A 17407-nucleotide genomic window follows, 5' to 3' on the forward strand; every position below is an offset into this window, starting at 1 on the left:
CGAATCCTGGGAACCCACCATGACCGACACCTCTTCTTCAACGTCCGGCGCCAAGGTTCACGTGCTGCGCCACGGCGTGCATGCCGGCCGCTCCGCCTTCATCACCGGAGCCGGCTCCGGCATCGGCCGCGGCATTGCGCTTCGGCTGATGGCGCTGGGGATGAACGTCTTCGGCACCGGCCGTCGCGTCGAGGCCTTGCAGGACACCGGGCGTCTCGCCGAAGGCTTGCCCGGAAAGTTCGGTTTCGAGCCCTGCAACGTGCGCGACACCGAGGCGATCGAAGCGCTGGTGCGCCAGGTCGGCGAGCGCCAAGGGATCGACCTCCTCGTCAACAACGCCGGGGGCCAGTTCTTCGCGCCCGCCACCGGCATCAGCCGCAAGGGCTGGGACGCGGTGATCGACGTCAACCTGTCGGCCGTCTTCGTCGTCACGAAGGCTGCATACCCGTACCTGAAAGCACGCGAGGGAGCCGTCGCCAGCATCTCGCTGTCGGGCGTCGACCGCGGCTCGATGGGCATCGCCCACTCGATCGCCGCGCGTGCGGGCGTGCTCGGCCTCATGCGCACGTTGGCGCTCGAATGGGCGCGAGACGGCATCTCGCTGAACTGCATCGGCCCGGGTGCGGTGATCACCGAGGGCCTGGCCGGCGAAGCGGCCCAGGCGATGCTCGACCGGCTGGTCGCGGCCACACCGATGGGGCGCGCGACGAGTGTCGACGAGGTCGCCGAGCTGGTCGCGTTCCTTGCCAGTCCCGCCGGCCATCTGATGAGCGGACAACTGATCCAGATCGACGGTGCGGCGCACCTGGGTTCGGGTCTTCACATGCTGGCGGCCTGAACATGAGCGGCGCACTGTCACACATCAAGGTGCTGGATCTGTCGCGCGTCCTCGCGGGCCCGTGGGCCACGCAGATGCTCGCCGACCTCGGGGCCGAAGTCATCAAGGTCGAACGTCCCGGCGTCGGCGACGACACGCGCGGCTGGGGGCCACCGTTCCTGAAGGACCGCGACGGCCGGGCGACCCGGGACGCGGCCTACTACCTGTGCACCAACCGCAACAAGAAGTCGGTGACCATCGACATCACGACGACCGACGGTCAGCGCCTGGTGCGCGAGCTTGCCGCGCGTGCCGACGTGCTGGTCGAGAACTACAAGGTCGGTGGGCTGTCGCAATACGGCCTCGACTATGCGTCGCTGAAGGCAGACTTCCCGCGCCTCGTCTACTGCTCGATCACCGGCTTCGGCCAGACCGGTCCCTACGCGCCGCGCGCCGGATACGACTTTCTGGTGCAGGCGATGGGCGGGATGATGAGCGTCACCGGCCGCGCCGACAGCGAAGAAGGCGGCGGGCCGATCAAGGTGGGCGTCGCGGTCACCGACCTGTTCACCGGGCTCTACGCCTCCAACGCGATCCTCGCCGCCTTGGCGCACCGCGAGAAGAGCGGCCGGGGCCAGCACATCGACCTCGCGCTGCTCGACGTGCAGGTCGCGACGATGGCCAACCAGGCGATGAACTACCTGTACAGCGGCAAGGTGCCGGGCAGGCTCGGCAACGCGCACCCGAACGTCGTGCCGTACCAGGACTTTCCGACCGCGGACGGCAACGTCATCATCGCGGTCGGCAACGACGGCCAGTTCGCACGCCTCGTGGCCGCGATCGGGATGCCCGAGCTCGCGACCGACGCGCGCTTCGCGAACAACCTGGCGCGCGTGGGCAACCGCACGGAGCTGATTCGCCTGCTGCGCCAGCAGACGATCAAGCGCAGCACCGTCGACTGGGTGCACTTGCTGGAAGCGGTCGACGTGCCCTGCGGCCCCATCAACGACATCGCGCATGTGTTCGAAGACCCGCAGGTGCTCGCGCGCGGCATGAAGATCGAGACCGACCATCCGACCGCCGGGCGCATCCCGCTGGTGGCCAACCCGATCCGGCTTTCGGAATCGCCGGTCGAGTACCGCAACGCCCCGCCCACGCTCGGCCAGCACACGGCCCAGGTGCTGGCGGACCTGCTCGGCTACGACGCCACCGGCATCGCCGCGTTGCGCGAGCGCAAAGTGATCTGAAGGAGAAGCACGGTGTTCGATTCGCTGTCGCTGACACGCATCCCCGCCGACGACGAAGCGCTGCGAGCGCCCGTGCGTGCGTTCCTCGACAAAGCGCTCGAGGGCGTGGCGCCCGAGGTGCGCGCGCGCTCGTGGGGCGGCTTCGACGCGGCGTTCAGCCGCGCACTCGGCGAGCGCGGCTGGATCGGCCTGACCTTGCCGAAGGAGTACGGCGGCGGCGGGCGCAGCCTGTACGCACGCTTTGTGCTGGTCGAAGAGCTGCTGCGTGCCGGCGCGCCGGTGGCGGCGCACTGGTTCGCCGACCGGCAAAGCGCCCCGCACATCCTCAAGTTCGGCACGCCGGCGCAAGCGCAGTTCCACCTGCCGCGCATCTGCCGCGGGGAGGTCTTCTTCTGCATCGGCATGAGCGAGCCGGGCTCGGGCTCGGACCTCGCGAGCGTGCGCACGCGCGCGACTCGCAACGACAAGGGCTGGCGCCTCGACGGCCAGAAGATCTGGACCACCAACGCGCATCGCTCGCACTACATGATCGCGCTGGTGCGCACCTCGGGCGATGCCGGCAGCCGCCAGAAGGGCCTGTCGCAGGTGATCGTCGACCTGTCGCTGCCGGGCATCACGATCCGCCCGATCACCGACCTCACCGGCGACGCCCACTTCTGCGAAGTCTTCTTCGACGGCGTGCAGCTCACCGACGACGCGCTGATCGGCGCCGAGGGAGACGGCTGGAACCAGGTGACCTCGGAGCTCGCCTACGAGCGCTCGGGGCCTGAGCGCATCTATTCGAGCGTCGTGCTGCTCGACGAGTGGCTGGCGCACCTGCGCACGCGGCGCGAGCCTTCGCAGCGCTCGCTGGCGCTGGCCGGACGGGTGCTGTCGGCCCTGGCGGTGCTGCGCAGCCTTTCGGTGTCGGTCAACGGCCGGCTTGCCGAAGGCGAGAGCCCCATCGTCGAGGCGGCGCTCGTGAAGGACCTCGGGACGACGCTGGAGCAGTTCATCCCCGAGGCAATCGCCGACGCGCTCGGCGACGACCCTGATGCGACGCTGCCCGACGGACTCGCCCGCACGCTGCAGTACGTGTCGCAGATCGCGCCGGCGTTCTCGCTGCGCGGCGGCACCCGCGAGGTGCTGCGCGGAATGATCGCGCGCGGCCTCGGCCTTCGATAGGAACACTGATGGACAACGAATTCGGAGACGCCTTCGGGCAATTGCTGGCCGACCGCTGCACCCCCGAGGCGGTGCGCGGGATCGAACGCGGCGAAGGAGCCGATGCGCTGTGGCACGACCTCGTCGAGTCGGGCTTCGTGGATGCGCTGGTGCCCGAGGCGCAGGGCGGCGCGGGGCTGTCGCTGCACGAGGTGCTGCCGCTGGTGCAGGCTTGCGGCTATCACGCGCTGCCGCTGCCGTTCGCCGAGACGATGGCGGCGCGCGCGGTGCTGGCCCACGCGAGGCGCCAATGGCCCGATGGCCCTGTCACGCTCGACGCGATCGGCGATGCGTTGCCGGTCGAGGACCGCGGCGCACTGCACGCGGCATTGACGACCGCGCAGATCGCCGGCGCGGCGGCGCGGGTGCTCGAGATGTCGATCGCGCACGCGCAGCAGCGAACGCAGTTCGGCAAGCCGATCGGCAGCTTCCAGGCGGTGCAGCACCAGCTCAGCGTGATGGCCGAGCACGCGTGCGCCGCACGCATGGCCGCGCAGCTGAGCTTCGCGTCGGCCAGCCATCTCCCGGACCGCACGCTGGCTGCGATGGGCAAGAGCGTCGCCGGCGAGGCCGCGGCGGTTCTCGCGGCCGGCAGCCATGCGGTGCACGGCGCGATCGGCATCACCGCCGAGTTCGACCTGCAGCTCTACACGCGCCGCCTGCTCGCCTGGCGCGTGCAAGGCGGCTCGCCGTCGCATTGGGCAATGCAGGTGGCGCGCCAATGGTGGAGCGGCAGCCACGACCGCGCAATCGACTTCACGCTCGAGCGCCTGGGCGCCGCGCGGTTCTGATACGACAACGAGGATTCAAGCGATGAGCTCATTCCTGCACCACAGCCAGGCCGGCGGCGTGCTGACCGTGACGATGAACCAGCCCGAATCGCGCAACGCGCTGACCGGCAACACGGCAGTGAGGGAGTTCGTCGAGATGGCCGACAGCGTCGCGCGCGACGCGTCGGTGCGTGTCGTCGTCCTGACCGGCGCCGACCCGGTGTTCTCGTCCGGCGGCAACGTCAAGGACATGAAGCGCTTCTTCGACGACGCGGTGACCCCCGCGATGATCCGCGACGAATACCGTCACGGCATCCAGCGCCTGACGCGCGCGCTCTACAACATCGACGTGCCGACGATCGCGGCCGTCAACGGCGCGGCAATCGGCGCCGGCTGCGACCTCGCCTGCATGTGCGACATCCGCGTCGCATCGGACAAGGCGAGCTTCGCCGAGAGCTTCGTCAAGGTCGGCATCGTGCCGGGTGACGGCGGTGCCTGGCTGCTGCCGCGCATCGTCGGCATGTCGCGCGCGCTCGAGATGTCGTTCACCGGCGATTCGCTGACCGCTGCCGAAGCGCTGTCGTGCGGACTGGTGTCACGTGTCGTCCCGCACGAAACGCTGCTTGCCGAGGCGCAGCAGCTGGCCGCTCGAATCGCCGCCAACCCGGGCCCGACGCTGCGCCTGACCAAGCGGCTGCTGCGCGAAGGTCAGCAACTCGGCCTCGACAGCCTGCTCGAGGCATCGGCCAGCGCCCAGGCGATCGCTCACAAGAGTTGGGAACATCGCGAGGCGGTGACGGCGTTCATCGAAAAGCGCAGGCCGGATTTCGAGCATGGTGAGCGAGCGAAGAATGGGTGAGCCATGGGGCGGCGGGGAACCCGTGGTCCGTTGAGCATGACCTACCAGCGCAGGGCCGCTGTGTGCACCGGCGCGTCCCACAGTGTCTTCATCTCCTCGTCGAGCAGCGTGACGGTGAGCGAGGCGCCGGCCATCTCCAGCGAGGTGGTGTAGTTGCCGACCAGCGAGCGCACCGGCTTCAGCCCCTGCGCGCGCAGCCTCTCGGCGGCGCAGTGGTACAGCAGGTAGAGCTCCATCAGCGGCGTGCCGCCGAAGCCGTTGACATGCAGCAGCACTTCTCGGCCGCTCTCGGGCTTCAGGTCCGCGAGGATCGCGCCCAGCAGGTCGTCGACGATCAGCCCGGCCGGCTTGACCTTCTCGCGCCGCCGCCCCGGCTCGCCGTGGATCCCGACGCCGACTTCCATTTCGTCGGCGTCGATGTCGAAGGTGGCGCGCCCGGCCGCCGGCACGGTGCAGCTGGTGAACGCCACACCCATCGATGCGGTCGCCGCATTGACGCGGTCGCCGACGGCCTTGCACTCGAGCAGCGCGGCGCCTGCCTCGGCGGCGGCACCCGTCATCTTCTCGACCATCAGCGTGCCGGCCACGCCGCGCCGGCCCGTGGTGTGCTTGGAGTTCTCGACAGCGACGTCGTCGTTGACGAGCACCGTCGCGTTCTCGAGGCCGAGCATCTCGCTGGCGATCTGGAAGTTCATCGAGTCGCCGGCATAGTTCTTCACGATGAACAGCACGCCGCGGCCCGACTCGACGGCGGCGGCAGCGGCCAGCATCTGGTCGGGCGTGGGCGACGTGAACACCTGGCCCGGGCATGCCGCGTCGAGCATGCCGCGGCCGACGAAGCCGGCATGCAGCGGCTCATGCCCCGAGCCCCCGCCGGAGATCAGCGCGACCTTGTTGCCGTTGCGTTCGGCGCGGGCGACGAAGGTCGGCTCGAACTCGACGCGCAGCAGCCCGGGTTGCGCTGCCACCAGGCCGCCGAGCGACTCGCGCATCACCGAGTCGATGTCGTTGATGAACTTCTTCATGATCAAGCCTCCTGCCGAGCCGCCTCAAAGGAGGCTTGCGCCCCCTCGGGGGGCAGCGAACGAATGTGAGCGTGGGGGTTCATGTGACCTCCTGCCGAGCCGCCTCAAAGGAGGCTTGCGCCCCCTCGGGGGGCAGCGAACGAATGTGAGCGTGGGGGTTCATGTGACCTCCTGCCGAGCCGCCTCAAAGGAGGCTTGCGCCCCCTCGGGGGGCAGCGAACGAATGTGAGCGTGGGGGTTCATGTGACCTCCTGCGTCTTTTGCTGAAGGACGGCGTCGCACACCGCGGCGATCGCGACCTCGCAGCTCTTGCAGCCGGGGTCGATGTGGCCGAGCGCGCGCTCGCCGAGGAAATACGCCCGGCCCTTGCTGGCGATCATGTCTTTCGTGGCCAGCATGTTTCGACGCGCCTCGTCCTTCAGTTGCGTGCACAGGGGACCGAGCGGCGTGTCCGCGTCTGCCAGACGGATCAGCATCCGCGACACCGGGATCAGCACGTCGAGCATCGTCTTCTCGCCGACGTCGGCCTTGCCGCGCTGCTTGATCGCTTCGACGCCGCTGGCGAATGCCGCAGCGAACTGGCGCCGGTCGGGCTCGTCGACACCTTGCAGCGTCTGGCCCATCGCCATGAAGAAGCTCGAGATCAGCGGGCCCGAGGCGCCGCCGATCGTGCCGAGCAGCTTCATGCCGATCTTGTGCAGCGCGGGTCCGGGCGGCATGTCCTTCAGCTCGGGGGTCAGCTTGGCGAGCACGTCGCAGCCGCGCTTCACGTTGACGAAGTGGTCGCCGTCGCCGATCGCGCGGTCGAGCGACTCGATCTGCGATTCGTTGGCGAGGATCGCGCCCTGCACGGCGGCGAGCGCGTCGATGATCATGGCGGTGTTCAAGGTCTCTCCTTGTCTCGTGATGAGGTCATGCGGCCAAGCGCCGTCCCGCGGCGTCGAAGAACATGCAGCGCTCGGGCGGGAACGCGAGCCGCACGCGAGCGCCGGGAACCAGGGCCTGGTCGAGCATCGTTCGCGCGCGGACCTCGACGCCGAGGCGCTCGGCCACGACGAGGTGCTTGACCAGCGAGCACTCGATGACCGAATAGGATTGAGAGCCGTCGTCGGGCGCGAGCACGACGTCTTCGGGGCGGATCGCCACGTGCGTGGCATGAGGGGCGGCGCTGCCTGCGAACCATGCCGCCGGCAGCACGTTGACGGCGGGCGACCCAAGTCGCTGCGCGACTTCGAGCGACCGCGGCCGGTCGTAGATCTCCAGCGGTGTGCCCACCTGCTGGACGCGGCCGTGCTCCAGGATCGCGATGCGGTCGGCCAGCGTCGTCGCCTCCACCTGGTCATGGGTCACGTAGACGACGGTGGCGCCGCTGCCGCGCTGCAGCCGCTTGAGCTCGACGCGCAGTTCCTCGCGCAGCCCTGCGTCGAGCGAGGACAGCGGCTCGTCCATCAGGTACACGCGCGGCTGACGCACCAGCGCTCGCCCGATCGCCACCCGCTGCATCTCGCCGCCCGACAGCGCGGTGGCCTTGCGCTGCAGCTTGTTCTCGATGTGCAGCATCCTGGCCACCTGCTCGACGCGGCGGCGCACTTCGGCCTCGTCGATGCGGCGGATCGGCGCGCGCAGGGGGAACGCGATGTTGTCGTAAACCGTCAGGTGCGGGTACAGCGAGTACTGCTGGAACACGAACGCGCAGTCACGCAGCGCAGGGGCCGCGGCCGTCAGATCCTCGCCGTTCATCCGCAGGCAACCGATGTCGGGCGTCTCCAGGCCGGCGATCAGCCGCAGCGTCGTGGTCTTGCCGGCGCCGCTGGGGCCCAGCAGCACGAAGAACTCGCCGTCGGCGATGTCGACGCGCATGTCGTCGACCGCGGTCACGTCGCCGAAGCGCTTGGTGATGCCTTGAAGGGAGATGCTAGCCATGGCGCATGCTCGGAAGGTGGGCGTGGGTCGTGACGCTCGGCAGCAGCCGCTCGGTCTCGGCGTCGAAGAGCACCACGCGCGACTTGTCGAAGCCGACACCGACCCGCTCGCCTTCGACCGGGCGCATGCTCTTGTCGACGAGCGCCTTCAGGCTGCCGGCGTCGGTCTGCAGCTCGGCGATCCAGTGCGAGCCGAAGTACTCGACGCGCTCGACGCGGCCGGCCAGCCCCTGGTCGGGCGGCACGAGCCGCACATGCTCGGGGCGCACGCCCAGCAACGCGCGCGCGGCGGGCGCTTGGACTGTCGGCACGTCGACCGGCCGGCCATCGACTTGCACCTTGCTCGCGCCGGCGGCCACTGCGCCGCGCACGTCGAGCAGGTTCATCGGCGGGCGGCCGATGAAGCGGGCCACGAACACGCACGACGGGAAGTTGTAGATGCCGTGCGGATCGTCGGCCTGCAGGATCTCGCCGTTGTTCATCACCACGATGTGGTCGGCGAGCGCCATCGCCTCGTTCTGGTCATGCGTGACGAACACGGTCGTGGTCTTCAGGCGCTCATGCAGCTTGCGCAGCTCGACGCACATCAGCTCGCGGAATTCGGCGTCGAGCGTTCCGAGCGGCTCGTCCATCAGGAAGGCCTTGGGCTCACGGACAATGGCCCGGCCGAGCGCCACGCGCTGGCGATCGCCGCCGGCAAGCCCGCCGATGCGCGAGCCGAGCAGGTGCTCGATGCGCAGGATGCTGGCGACTTCCTTGATGCGGCGATCGATCTCGGCACGCGCCACGCCCTCGTTGCGCAGCGGGAACTCGAGGTTGTCGCGCACGCCCATGTGCGGATACAGCGCGAAGAGCTGGAACACCATCGCAATGTCGCGCTCGCGCGGCCGCAGGTAGGTGACGTCCTGGCCGTCGAGCGTGATCTGGCCGTCGGTCGGAAACTCGAGGCCGGCGACCATGCGCAGCGTCGTCGTCTTGCCGCAGCCCGAGGGTCCGAGCAGCACGACGAACTTGCCGTCTTCCAGGACCAGAGAGGAGTTCTTCACCGCGGTGAAGTCGGCGAAGCGCTTCTGCAGGTTCTTGATTCGGATCTCGGCCATGGTCAGCTCCCGCCCTCACCCCGGCCCTCTCCCGCAGGCGGGAGAGGGAGTGGCTTTCTCGCCCCCGGAGGGGGAGAGGGCTGGGGTGAGGGGGACTGCGGCAACTTGCCGGCGATGGAGTAGCCGACCACGCCGGCCAGCAGCACGGTGAAGCCGTAGCTGTAGACGTCGATCGACCAGGGCTGCATCAGCATCACGAGGCCGATGCCGATGAGCGCAGTGGTGCCGTGTTCCCACGGCGCGCGGCGCAGCCAGCGCGGAGTCACGCGTCGGGTGGTCATTTGCGGATCGCTCCGAAGGTCACGCCACGCAGCAGGTGCTTGCGCAGCAGGACGGTGAACAGCAGCACCGGCAGCAGGAACAGCGTGGTGCCGGCCGCCATCGCGGGCCAGTCGAGGCCGCCCTCGCCGATGATGGTGGGGATGAACGGCGGCGAGGTCTGCGCGGTGCCGCTGGTCAGCAGCAGCGCGAAGGCGTACTCGTTCCACGCGAAGATCAGGCAGAAGATCGCGGTGGTGGCGATGCCGGTGGCCGCCTGCGGCAGCACCACCTTCATGAACGCCTGCCAGCGCGTGTAGCCGTCGACCATGGCCGCTTCTTCGTACTCGCGCGGGATCTCGTCCATGAAGCCCTTGAGCAGCCAGACCGACAGCGACAGGTTGACCACCGTGTAGAGCAGGATCAGGCCGACGTGCGTGTCGTTGAGCCCGACATGGCGGAACATCAGGTACACCGGGATCGCGATCGCGATCGGCGGCATCATCCGCGTCGACAGGATGAAGAACAGCAGGTCGTCCTTGCCCGGCACGCGAAAGCGCGAGAAGGCATAGGCCGAGAGCGTGCCCAGCACCACCGACAGCAGCGTCGAGCCGAAGCCGATCAGCAGCGAGTTGCTGTAGCGGTCGATGAAGCGCGAGGGGCCCGCGAGGATCATCTGCTGATCGCGCACCAGCGCCTCGTACCACGTCGCGGGCGGCGGCAGCGACGCCAGCTCGTCGGCGCCGACGCGCGAGCGGGTCGTGAACAGGTTGACGTAGCCGATCGGCGATGGCTCGATCACCACCATCGGCGGATATGCGATCGCGTCCTGCGGCGTGCGCAAGCTCGTCATGAAGATCCACGCCAGCGGGATCAGCGAGACGACGGCATAGCCGATCACGACGATGCCGGCGAACCACTTGGCGCGCGCGCTCGGCTCCAGAGGGCTGTGAGGGAAGGCTTTCATCGCTGCTTCACCTTGTCGAGGAAGCGCACCGTGACCAGCGACAGGCCATAGATCGAGACGAACATGATGATCGCCAGCGCCGACGCGTAGCCGGTACGCCATTTCTCGAAGGCCTCGCGCTTGAGCTTGATCGACGCGAGCTCGGTGACCGAGCCGGGACCGCCGTTGGTGAGCTGGTCCACCAGGTCGAACATCTTGAAGTTCTCGATCACGCGAAACAGCAGCGCGAGAATGATGAAGGGCATCACCATCGGCAGCGTGATGCGCCAGAACCTGGTCCATGCCGAGGCGCGGTCGATCTCGGCGGCCTCGTAGAGATACGGCGGGATCGAGCGCAGGCCGGCCAGCAGCAGCAGCATCACGTACGGCGTCCACATCCACGTGTCCACCAGCACGATGGCCCACGGCGAGAGCTGCGTGTCGCCGAGCATCGTGAAGGTGCCGGGCCCGCCGAAGAAGTTGATGATGTAGTTGAAGATGCCGTACTGCGGCTCGAAGAAATACTTCCAGAACGTGCCGACCACCGCGGGCGCCAGCATCATCGGCAGCAGGATCGCCGTGCTCCAGAAGCTGTGCGAGCGGAAGCGCCGGTTCAGCAGCAGCGCGAGCGCGAAGCCGAGCAGCAGCTGCAGCGCGATCGAGGACACGAGAAAGTGCGCGGTGGCGCGCATGTTTTCCCAGATCGCCTCGTCGTTGAGCACGCGCTGGTAGTTGGAGATGCCGACCCAGACGTCTTCCGCATTCGGCCGGTTCGCGCGGTAGTTGGTGAACGAGAGACGGATCGTCCACAGCAGCGGGAAGATGTTGAAGGCCAGCAGCAGCAGGATGGTCGGGCCGACAAACAGCCAGGCCAGCGTGCGGTCCGACAGGCCTTGGGCCGGAAACAGGCGCAGACGCATGGAAGGCGAGGCGGCTCGCCCCGTGTGGACGTAGCTCATGACAGCTCTCTGGTTGGGACGTCATCCCGGCACACCGCCGGGATGACGCGGCGCAAGGGAATCAGGGCTTCAACTTGCCGTCTTCCTTGAACACCTCGGTCCAGTCCTTGAGCAGGCCGTCCAGCGCTTCCTGCGGCGTGCCCTTGCCGGCCACGACGTAGTCATGCGTGCGCTTCTGCATCGCGAGGAGCAGCTGCGCGTAGCTCGGCTCGGCCCAGAAGTCCTTGACGATCTTCATCGAGTCCTGGAACACCTGCGCGTACGACGTGCTGGTCAGGAAGCCCGGCGCGTCGAGGATTGCGTTGAGGCAGGTGAAGCCGCCGCCGTCCCACCACTTCTGCTGGATCTGCGGCTGCGCGAACCACTTCATGTATTCGAGCGCGAGGTCCTTCTTGTCGGAGTACTTGACGACCGAAATGCCCTGCCCGCCGAGCTGCGCGTGCTGCTTGTCGCCCTTGGGAATCGGGAAGAAGCCGGTCTTCTCGCCGCCGACCTGCGGGTCCTTCGAGATGCCCGGGAAGAAGGCGATGAAGTTCATCTGCATCGCGACCTGGCCCGACTTGTAGGCGTCGAGGTCTTCGGTCATGTAGGCGTTGGAGTGCCCCGGCGGCGTGCAGCAGTCGTACAGATCCTTGTAGAGCTTGAGTCCCTTGACAGCGCCCGGGCCGTTGATGAAGCCTTTCATGTCGTACGGCTTCTTCGGGTTGTCGTAGTCCATGCCGTAGGCGTACATCGTGTTGGTCACGCCCATCGTGATGCCTTCGGAGCCGCGCTCGGTGTACAGCGCCGCGCCGTAGACCTTCTTGCCGTCGATCACGCGGTTCTGGAAGAACTGGCCCACCTGCTTGAACTCGTCCCAGGTCTTCGGAGGTGCGAGCTCGCGGCCGTGCTTCTGCTTGAACTCGGCCTGCAGCTCGGGACGCGCGAACCAGTCCTTGCGGTAGGTGAACGCCACTGCGTCGCCCATTGCCGGCAGCGCGTAGTAGTTCTTCGTGCCCTTCGGCCAGGTCGAGTAGCCCTCGACCGTCGCCGGCGCGAAGTCGCTCATCTTGATGCCGTTCTTGTCGAAGAACTCGTTGAGCTTGACGTAGTGCCCTTCGGTCGCCGCTGAGCCGATCCACTGGCTGTCGCCGATCAGCAGGTCGCACAGCTTGCCCTTCGAGTTGAGCTCGTTGAGCATGCGCTGCGCGAAGTTGGGCCAGGGCACGAACTCGTACTTCATCGCGATGCCGGTCTTCGCGGTGAAGTCTTTCGACAGTTCGACCAGCGCGTTGGCCGGGTCCCAGGCCGCCCAACACAGCGTCAGCTGCTTCTGCTGTGCCTGCGCCCCGCCGCTCATCAGCGCGGCCGTCGCGAACGCGCTCGCGGCAACGGCCAGCTTGCTCTTGTGGAAGCTCATCCTCGTCTCCTGTTCGGAATGGATCGCGGCCTCTCGCCGCCTGTAGGCCACGGGGTCGGCCAGGGGCCGGCCTCGACTTGGGGTCCTCGCCCGGACGGATGATGGGCACTGACCTTGAAATGAAGTGTATGCACATCATTTAATAAATCACTCAATGAAAACCCTAAAACAATCAACCGCTGATGGCGTTCGTGACCTCTCACGCCAACGAGATGCGAACACACATCGGCATCACGGCTTGGCCGGGTCAGCCGATTCGGCGACACTTGGATGATTTAGTTTTCGCCCACTTCCCGTCTTCATGACGAACCCCGTCACCATCACCAAGATCGCGGAGACCGCCGGCGTCAGCACGGCGACGGTGGACCGGGTGCTGAACAACCGCCCTGGCGTCAACCCGACCACGGTGCGCAAGGTGCGCGAGGCGATGGCAGCGCTGGGCGGCGGCGCGCCGATGCGCGGCCGGCCGCGCTCGACGTCGAACTACCGCTTCGCCTTCGTGCTGCCGGCCGCCCGGCTCGGCTTCTTCGACCTCGTCGACCGCGTCGTCGCGCAGACCGCCGGCGAATTCCGCCACCAGCACATCACCGAGGTGACCCACCGGCTGCCAGTGGCCGATGCCAATGTGTTCGCCGCCGAACTCGCCAAGCTGTCCGACCTTGACGGCGTGGTGCTGCTCGCGCCCGACATGCCGGCGGTCAAGCTCGCGGTCAACGAGCTGGTGCGCGCCGGCGTGCACGTCGTGACGCTGTTCTCCGACGTGCCCGGCTCGTTGCGCGAAACCGCGATCGGCGCGGACAACCGCGCCGCCGGGCGCACCGCCGGACTGCTGATGGGCCGCTCGCTGCCGCGCGACAGGCCGGGCCTGTGCGCGCTGATGTCGCCGGCCACCCGTTACGCCGCCGAGATCGACCGGCGCATCGGCTTCCAGCAGGTGCTGGAAGAACGCTTTCCGCAGGCCCAGCCGCTGCGCCTGTTCGAGCTGCCCGAGTCGGAGGACGAGGCCTACGAGTACGCCCGCGTCGTGCTTTCCCCGGAGGCGACCGGCGGGCGCATCGACGCGCTCTACAACGTCGGCCCGTGCAGCTTCGGCATCGCGCGCGCGCTCGCCGAGCACGGCTATGGCCACGACCTGATGTTCGTGGCCCACGACCTGCTCGAGGTGCATCGATCGATGCTGCTGTCCGGCTCGCTGAGCTACCTGCTGCACCAGGATGTCGAATATGCGGTCACCGCGGCCAGCCGCGTGCTGCGCGCCCTGTGCGACGGGGTGCGCGGCGCACTGGCGATCAACAACCCGCGTGTCGAGATCCTCACCGCGGAAAACCTCGCGTGACACCGGTCGGTCCCGAGCACCACAATCCTCGTGAAGGGTGACTTTGCGCGATGAAGAAGTTCATCAACTCGACGAATGACCTGGTGCAGGACAGCGCCGCTGGCCTGGTGATGGCGCACGAGGACCTGCTCGCGCTCAACGAATCGCCGCTGTTCATCTGCCGCCGCACGCCCAAGCAGGGCCGCGTCGCGCTGATCTCGGGCGGCGGGTCCGGCCATGAGCCGCTGCACACCGGCTACGTCGGCCCCGGCATGCTCGACGCCGCGTGCCCCGGCCAGGTGTTCACTGCGCCAACGCCCGACCAGATCGTCGCCGCCGCCCAGCGCGTCGATGCCGGCCAGGGCGTGCTGATGGTCGTGAAGAACTACGGCGGCGACTGCGCGAGCTTCCAGGTCGCGAGCGACATGCTCGAGATCGAATGCGCGACCGTGCTCGTCAACGACGATGTCGCGGTCGAGCACTCCACCCACACCACCGGACGACGCGGCGTCGCCGGAACCCTGATCGTCGAGAAGATGATCGGGGCGGCGTGCGAAGCGGGCGCCGACCTCTACGAGTGCAAGGCGCTCGGCGCACGCGTCAACGCCAACACTGCGTCGATGGGCGTCGCGCTGACCAGCTGCACGGTGCCCGACGCCGGCGCCGCCACCTTCGACATCGGGCCTTCGGAGATCGAGATCGGCGTCGGCATCCACGGCGAGCCGGGCCGGCATCGCCGGGCCCTCATGCCGGCGGACGACATCGTCACGCTGCTGCTCGAGCCGGTGCTCAAGGACCTGGCGCTGGCGGCGGGCCGCCAGGTGCTGCTTCACGTCAACGGCTTCGGCGGCACGCCGCTGATCGAGCTGCACCTGCTGAACCGCATCGCCACGCAGCGCCTGCGCGACGCCGGGCTGCAGGTCAAGCGGTGGCTTGTCGGCAACCACACCACGTCACTCGAGATGGCGGGCGCCTCGCTCACGCTGACGGCGCTCGACGACGAGCTGCTGGGTCTGTGGGATGCGCCGGTGACGACGCCTTCACTGCGCTGGTGAATCCACTCGAAACGGTCGGTGGCCGACGGGCGCAGCACCGCACGAAAGCCTGCCGGGGCCGCGTCGTCTTCTACTCCAGCGACCTCACGCGCCAGATCTGCGTGGCGTACTCGCGGATGGTGCGATCCGACGAGAAGGGGCCCATGCCGGCCACGTTGGCGATGGCGCGGCGCGCCCATTCGTCGCGTTCGCGATAGAGGGCGTCGACGCGTCCGTGCGCGGCCACATAGTCGTCGTAGTCGGCGAGCAGCTTGTAGTGATCGCCGCCGCCCAGCAGTGCATCGACCACGCCGCGATAGCGGTCGGGCTCGCCGGGCGAGAAGCGACCGCCGGAAATCGAATCGAGCACGGCCGCCACACGCGGGTGGTTCTGGTAGATGCGCAGCGGCTGGTAGCCGCCCTGGTTCAGCGCCGCGATCTCGTGGGCCCTGTGCCCGAAGATGAACATGTTGTCCGCCCCGACCTGGTCGCGGATCTCGATGTTGGCACCGTCCTCGGTGCCGATGGTGAGCGCGCCGTTCAGCGCGAGCTTCATGTTGCCGGTGCCCGAAGCCTCCGTGCCGGCGGTGGAGATCTGCTCGGACAAGTCGGCGCCGGGCATGATGGTCTCGGCCACGGACACGCCGTAGTTCGGCACGAACACCACCTTGAGCCGACCCTTCAGCCGGTGGTCGGCATTGATCACCGCCCCCACGTCGTGGATGAGGTGGATGATCTGCTTGGCCAGGTGGTAGGAGGAGGCCGCCTTGCCGGCGAAGATGACCGTGCGCGGCACCCAGTCGACGTGCGGGTCCGCGAGCATGGCCTGGTAGCGGCCGACCACATGCAGCAGATTGAGCAGTTGCCGCTTGTATTCGTGGAAGCGCTTGACCTGCACATCGAACAGGCTGCCCGGGTCGAGGGCGAGGCCGAGCTCGCGCTTCACGTAGGCGGCCAGGCGTTCCTTGTTGGCCCGCTTCACGGCCATGAACGCCTCGCGGAACGCCGGGTCTTCGGCATGCGGCCGCAACTCGCGCAGGCGGTCCAGGTCGAGCCGCCATCCGTCGCCCAGCGTGCTGTCCAGCAGCGCGGCGAGGCCCGGGTTGGCCTGCGCCAGCCAGCGTCGCGGCGTGACGCCGTTGGTGACGTTGGTGAAGCGGTCGGGCCACAGCGCGGCGAAGTCCGCGAAGATGGTCTTCACCAGGAGCTGCGAGTGCAGCGCCGACACGCCGTTGACCTTGTGGCTGCCGACCACCGACAGGTGCGCCATGCGCACCCGGCGCTCGCCCGTCTCGTCGATGAGCGACAGGCGGCGCAGGAAGCCGTCGTCGCCGGGCCGCAGCCGGCCCGCCTCGCTCAGCAGCTCGTGGTTGATGCGCAGGATGATCTGCAGATGGCGCGGCAGCACCTGCTGGATGAGCGCGACCGGCCACGTTTCCAGCGCCTCGGGCATGAGCGTGTGGTTGGTGTACGAGAAGATGCGCGTCGCCTGCGCCCACGCATCGGCCCACGCCATGCCGTGCTCGTCGGTCAGCAAGCGCATGAGCTCGGCGACGCTGATCGCCGGGTGGGTGTCGTTGAGGTGGATCGCCACCTTGTCGGCCAGGCTCGCCAGGCTGCCGTGCTCGGCGAGATGGCGCGAGAGGATGTCGGCCACCGAGGCCGCAACGAAGAAGTACTCCTGGCGCAGGCGCAGCTCGCGCCCGGCCGGCGTGCTGTCGTTCGGATAGAGCACCCAGGAGATGTTCTCGAACTCGTTCTTCACCTCGGCGGCCCGGGCATAGTCCCCGCTGTTGAAGGCATGCAGGTCGATGTGCGCCGGCGCCGCTGCCTTCCACAGCCGCAAGGTGCTCACCTTGCGCGTGCCGTGGCCGGGAATCACCATGTCGTAGGCCTTGGCGCACACCTGGCCCGCGTGCCGCCACACCGGCTTGCCGTCGACCTCCTCCACCCAGCCGCCGAAGTTGACCGGCACGCTGATGCCCGCTCGCGGGAACTCCCAGGGCGTGCCGTCGGCGAGCCAGGGGTCGGGCTGCTCCACCTGGCGGCCGGCCACGATGTCCTGGGCGAACATGCCGTATTCATAGCGGATGCCGTAGCCGAACGACGGCAGGCCCAGGGTCGCCATCGAATCGAGAAAGCATGCCGCCAGCCGTCCCAGGCCGCCGTTGCCGAGCGCTGCATCGGCTTCCTCGCCCTCGACGTCCTCGAGTCGGTGGGCATGCGCGTGGACGGCCGACGCCGCGTGCGGCCGCAGCTCCAGCGCGGCCAGCGCGTTCCCGAGGGTGCGGCCGATCAGGAATTCCATCGAGAGGTAGTAGACGCGGCGCGCGCCCTTGGCGCGCTCCGCGGCCTGCGTTTCCACCCACCGCTCGGCCAGCTGCTGGCGCGGTGTCTGCGCCACGGCGCGCATCAGGTCGGCGGGAGTGGCCTCGGAGGGAGCGACTCCCACGTTGGTGAGCAGCTCATGGTCGAGGTCGAGATCGTTGGAGGTGCGGTCGTTCATGGTCGTGCGATTCGTGCGATTGCTGCGATGCGCCACACGGGCTCTTG

At 68.2% G+C, this 17407-nt stretch carries 16 protein-coding genes; 7 read left to right on the forward strand and 9 right to left on the reverse strand.

Annotated elements, in window-relative coordinates; translation table 11 throughout:
* The first annotated feature begins 19 nt into the window (after positions 1 to 19).
* The 5 genes from P7V53_RS02580 to P7V53_RS02600 are packed head-to-tail and all read left to right on the forward strand — an operon-like array spanning position 20 to position 4896.
* Positions 20 to 838 (forward strand): SDR family oxidoreductase, encoded by an 819-nt coding sequence (locus tag P7V53_RS02580; RefSeq protein ID WP_280153910.1) that lies wholly within the window; start codon positions 20 to 22, stop codon positions 836 to 838.
* 2 nt (positions 839 to 840) lie between these two features.
* The gene (locus P7V53_RS02585) at positions 841 to 2064 is read left to right on the forward strand and encodes a CaiB/BaiF CoA-transferase family protein (RefSeq protein ID WP_280153911.1); all 1224 of its coding nucleotides are present in this window, start codon (positions 841 to 843) and stop codon (positions 2062 to 2064) included.
* A gap of 12 nt (positions 2065 to 2076) precedes the next feature.
* Entirely contained in the window at positions 2077 to 3228 is a 1152-nt protein-coding gene (locus tag P7V53_RS02590) for an acyl-CoA dehydrogenase family protein (RefSeq protein WP_280153912.1), read from the forward strand.
* Positions 3229 to 3236: 8 nt separating this feature from the next.
* Positions 3237 to 4058, forward strand: coding sequence for an acyl-CoA dehydrogenase family protein (locus P7V53_RS02595; protein WP_280153913.1), 822 nt, complete (start codon positions 3237 to 3239; stop codon positions 4056 to 4058).
* A 22-nt stretch (positions 4059 to 4080) separates the two neighbouring features.
* Positions 4081 to 4896, forward strand: a complete 816-nt coding sequence (locus P7V53_RS02600; protein ID WP_280153914.1) for a crotonase/enoyl-CoA hydratase family protein — start codon at positions 4081 to 4083, stop codon at positions 4894 to 4896.
* Between the two features lie 41 nt (positions 4897 to 4937).
* On the opposite strand, the gene dhaK (P7V53_RS02605) is transcribed toward P7V53_RS02600, so the two are convergent.
* The 8 genes from dhaK (P7V53_RS02605) to P7V53_RS02640 form a co-directional block, all read right to left on the reverse strand.
* Positions 4938 to 5921: a dihydroxyacetone kinase subunit DhaK gene (dhaK, locus tag P7V53_RS02605; RefSeq protein WP_280153915.1), complete on the reverse strand. Its 984-nt coding sequence runs from the start codon at positions 5919 to 5921 to the stop codon at positions 4938 to 4940.
* Positions 5922 to 6160: 239 nt separating this feature from the next.
* On the reverse strand, positions 6161 to 6808 hold the full coding sequence (gene dhaL, locus P7V53_RS02610; RefSeq protein WP_280153916.1) for a dihydroxyacetone kinase subunit DhaL: 648 nt from the start codon (positions 6806 to 6808) through the stop codon (positions 6161 to 6163).
* 25 nt (positions 6809 to 6833) lie between these two features.
* Positions 6834 to 7844 carry an ABC transporter ATP-binding protein gene (locus P7V53_RS02615; RefSeq protein ID WP_280153917.1) on the reverse strand — a complete coding sequence of 337 codons (1011 nt, stop codon included), beginning with the start codon at positions 7842 to 7844 and terminating at the stop codon, positions 6834 to 6836.
* Complete coding sequence (locus P7V53_RS02620; protein WP_280153918.1) at positions 7837 to 8943, reverse strand: ABC transporter ATP-binding protein; 1107 nt, start codon at positions 8941 to 8943, stop codon at positions 7837 to 7839. The genes P7V53_RS02615 and P7V53_RS02620 overlap by 8 nt, the downstream gene beginning before the upstream one ends.
* Before the next feature lie 2 nt (positions 8944 to 8945).
* Complete coding sequence (locus P7V53_RS02625; RefSeq protein WP_280153919.1) at positions 8946 to 9224, reverse strand: hypothetical protein; 279 nt, start codon at positions 9222 to 9224, stop codon at positions 8946 to 8948.
* Positions 9221 to 10168 (reverse strand): carbohydrate ABC transporter permease, encoded by a 948-nt coding sequence (locus P7V53_RS02630; RefSeq protein ID WP_280153920.1) that lies wholly within the window; start codon positions 10166 to 10168, stop codon positions 9221 to 9223. The genes P7V53_RS02625 and P7V53_RS02630 overlap by 4 nt, the downstream gene beginning before the upstream one ends.
* Positions 10165 to 11106: a sugar ABC transporter permease gene (locus P7V53_RS02635; protein ID WP_280153921.1), complete on the reverse strand. Its 942-nt coding sequence runs from the start codon at positions 11104 to 11106 to the stop codon at positions 10165 to 10167. Before P7V53_RS02635 ends, P7V53_RS02630 begins: the two co-directional genes overlap by 4 nt.
* A gap of 61 nt (positions 11107 to 11167) precedes the next feature.
* Complete coding sequence (locus P7V53_RS02640; RefSeq protein ID WP_280156417.1) at positions 11168 to 12445, reverse strand: extracellular solute-binding protein; 1278 nt, start codon at positions 12443 to 12445, stop codon at positions 11168 to 11170.
* A gap of 361 nt (positions 12446 to 12806) precedes the next feature.
* Between P7V53_RS02640 and P7V53_RS02645 the strand changes: the two genes are divergently transcribed.
* Both P7V53_RS02645 and dhaK (P7V53_RS02650) read left to right on the forward strand, forming a co-directional pair.
* Positions 12807 to 13841 (forward strand): LacI family DNA-binding transcriptional regulator, encoded by a 1035-nt coding sequence (locus P7V53_RS02645; RefSeq protein ID WP_280153922.1) that lies wholly within the window; start codon positions 12807 to 12809, stop codon positions 13839 to 13841.
* Positions 13842 to 13891: 50 nt separating this feature from the next.
* Positions 13892 to 14875, forward strand: coding sequence for a dihydroxyacetone kinase subunit DhaK (gene dhaK / locus P7V53_RS02650; protein ID WP_280153923.1), 984 nt, complete (start codon positions 13892 to 13894; stop codon positions 14873 to 14875).
* Between the two features lie 70 nt (positions 14876 to 14945).
* On the opposite strand, the gene P7V53_RS02655 is transcribed toward dhaK (P7V53_RS02650), so the two are convergent.
* Positions 14946 to 17360 (reverse strand): glycogen/starch/alpha-glucan phosphorylase, encoded by a 2415-nt coding sequence (locus P7V53_RS02655; protein WP_280153924.1) that lies wholly within the window; start codon positions 17358 to 17360, stop codon positions 14946 to 14948.
* Between the last annotated feature and the right edge of the window lie 47 nt (positions 17361 to 17407).

This window comes from Piscinibacter sp. XHJ-5 (assembly GCF_029855045.1).
Classification (GTDB): domain Bacteria; phylum Pseudomonadota; class Gammaproteobacteria; order Burkholderiales; family Burkholderiaceae_C; genus Albitalea.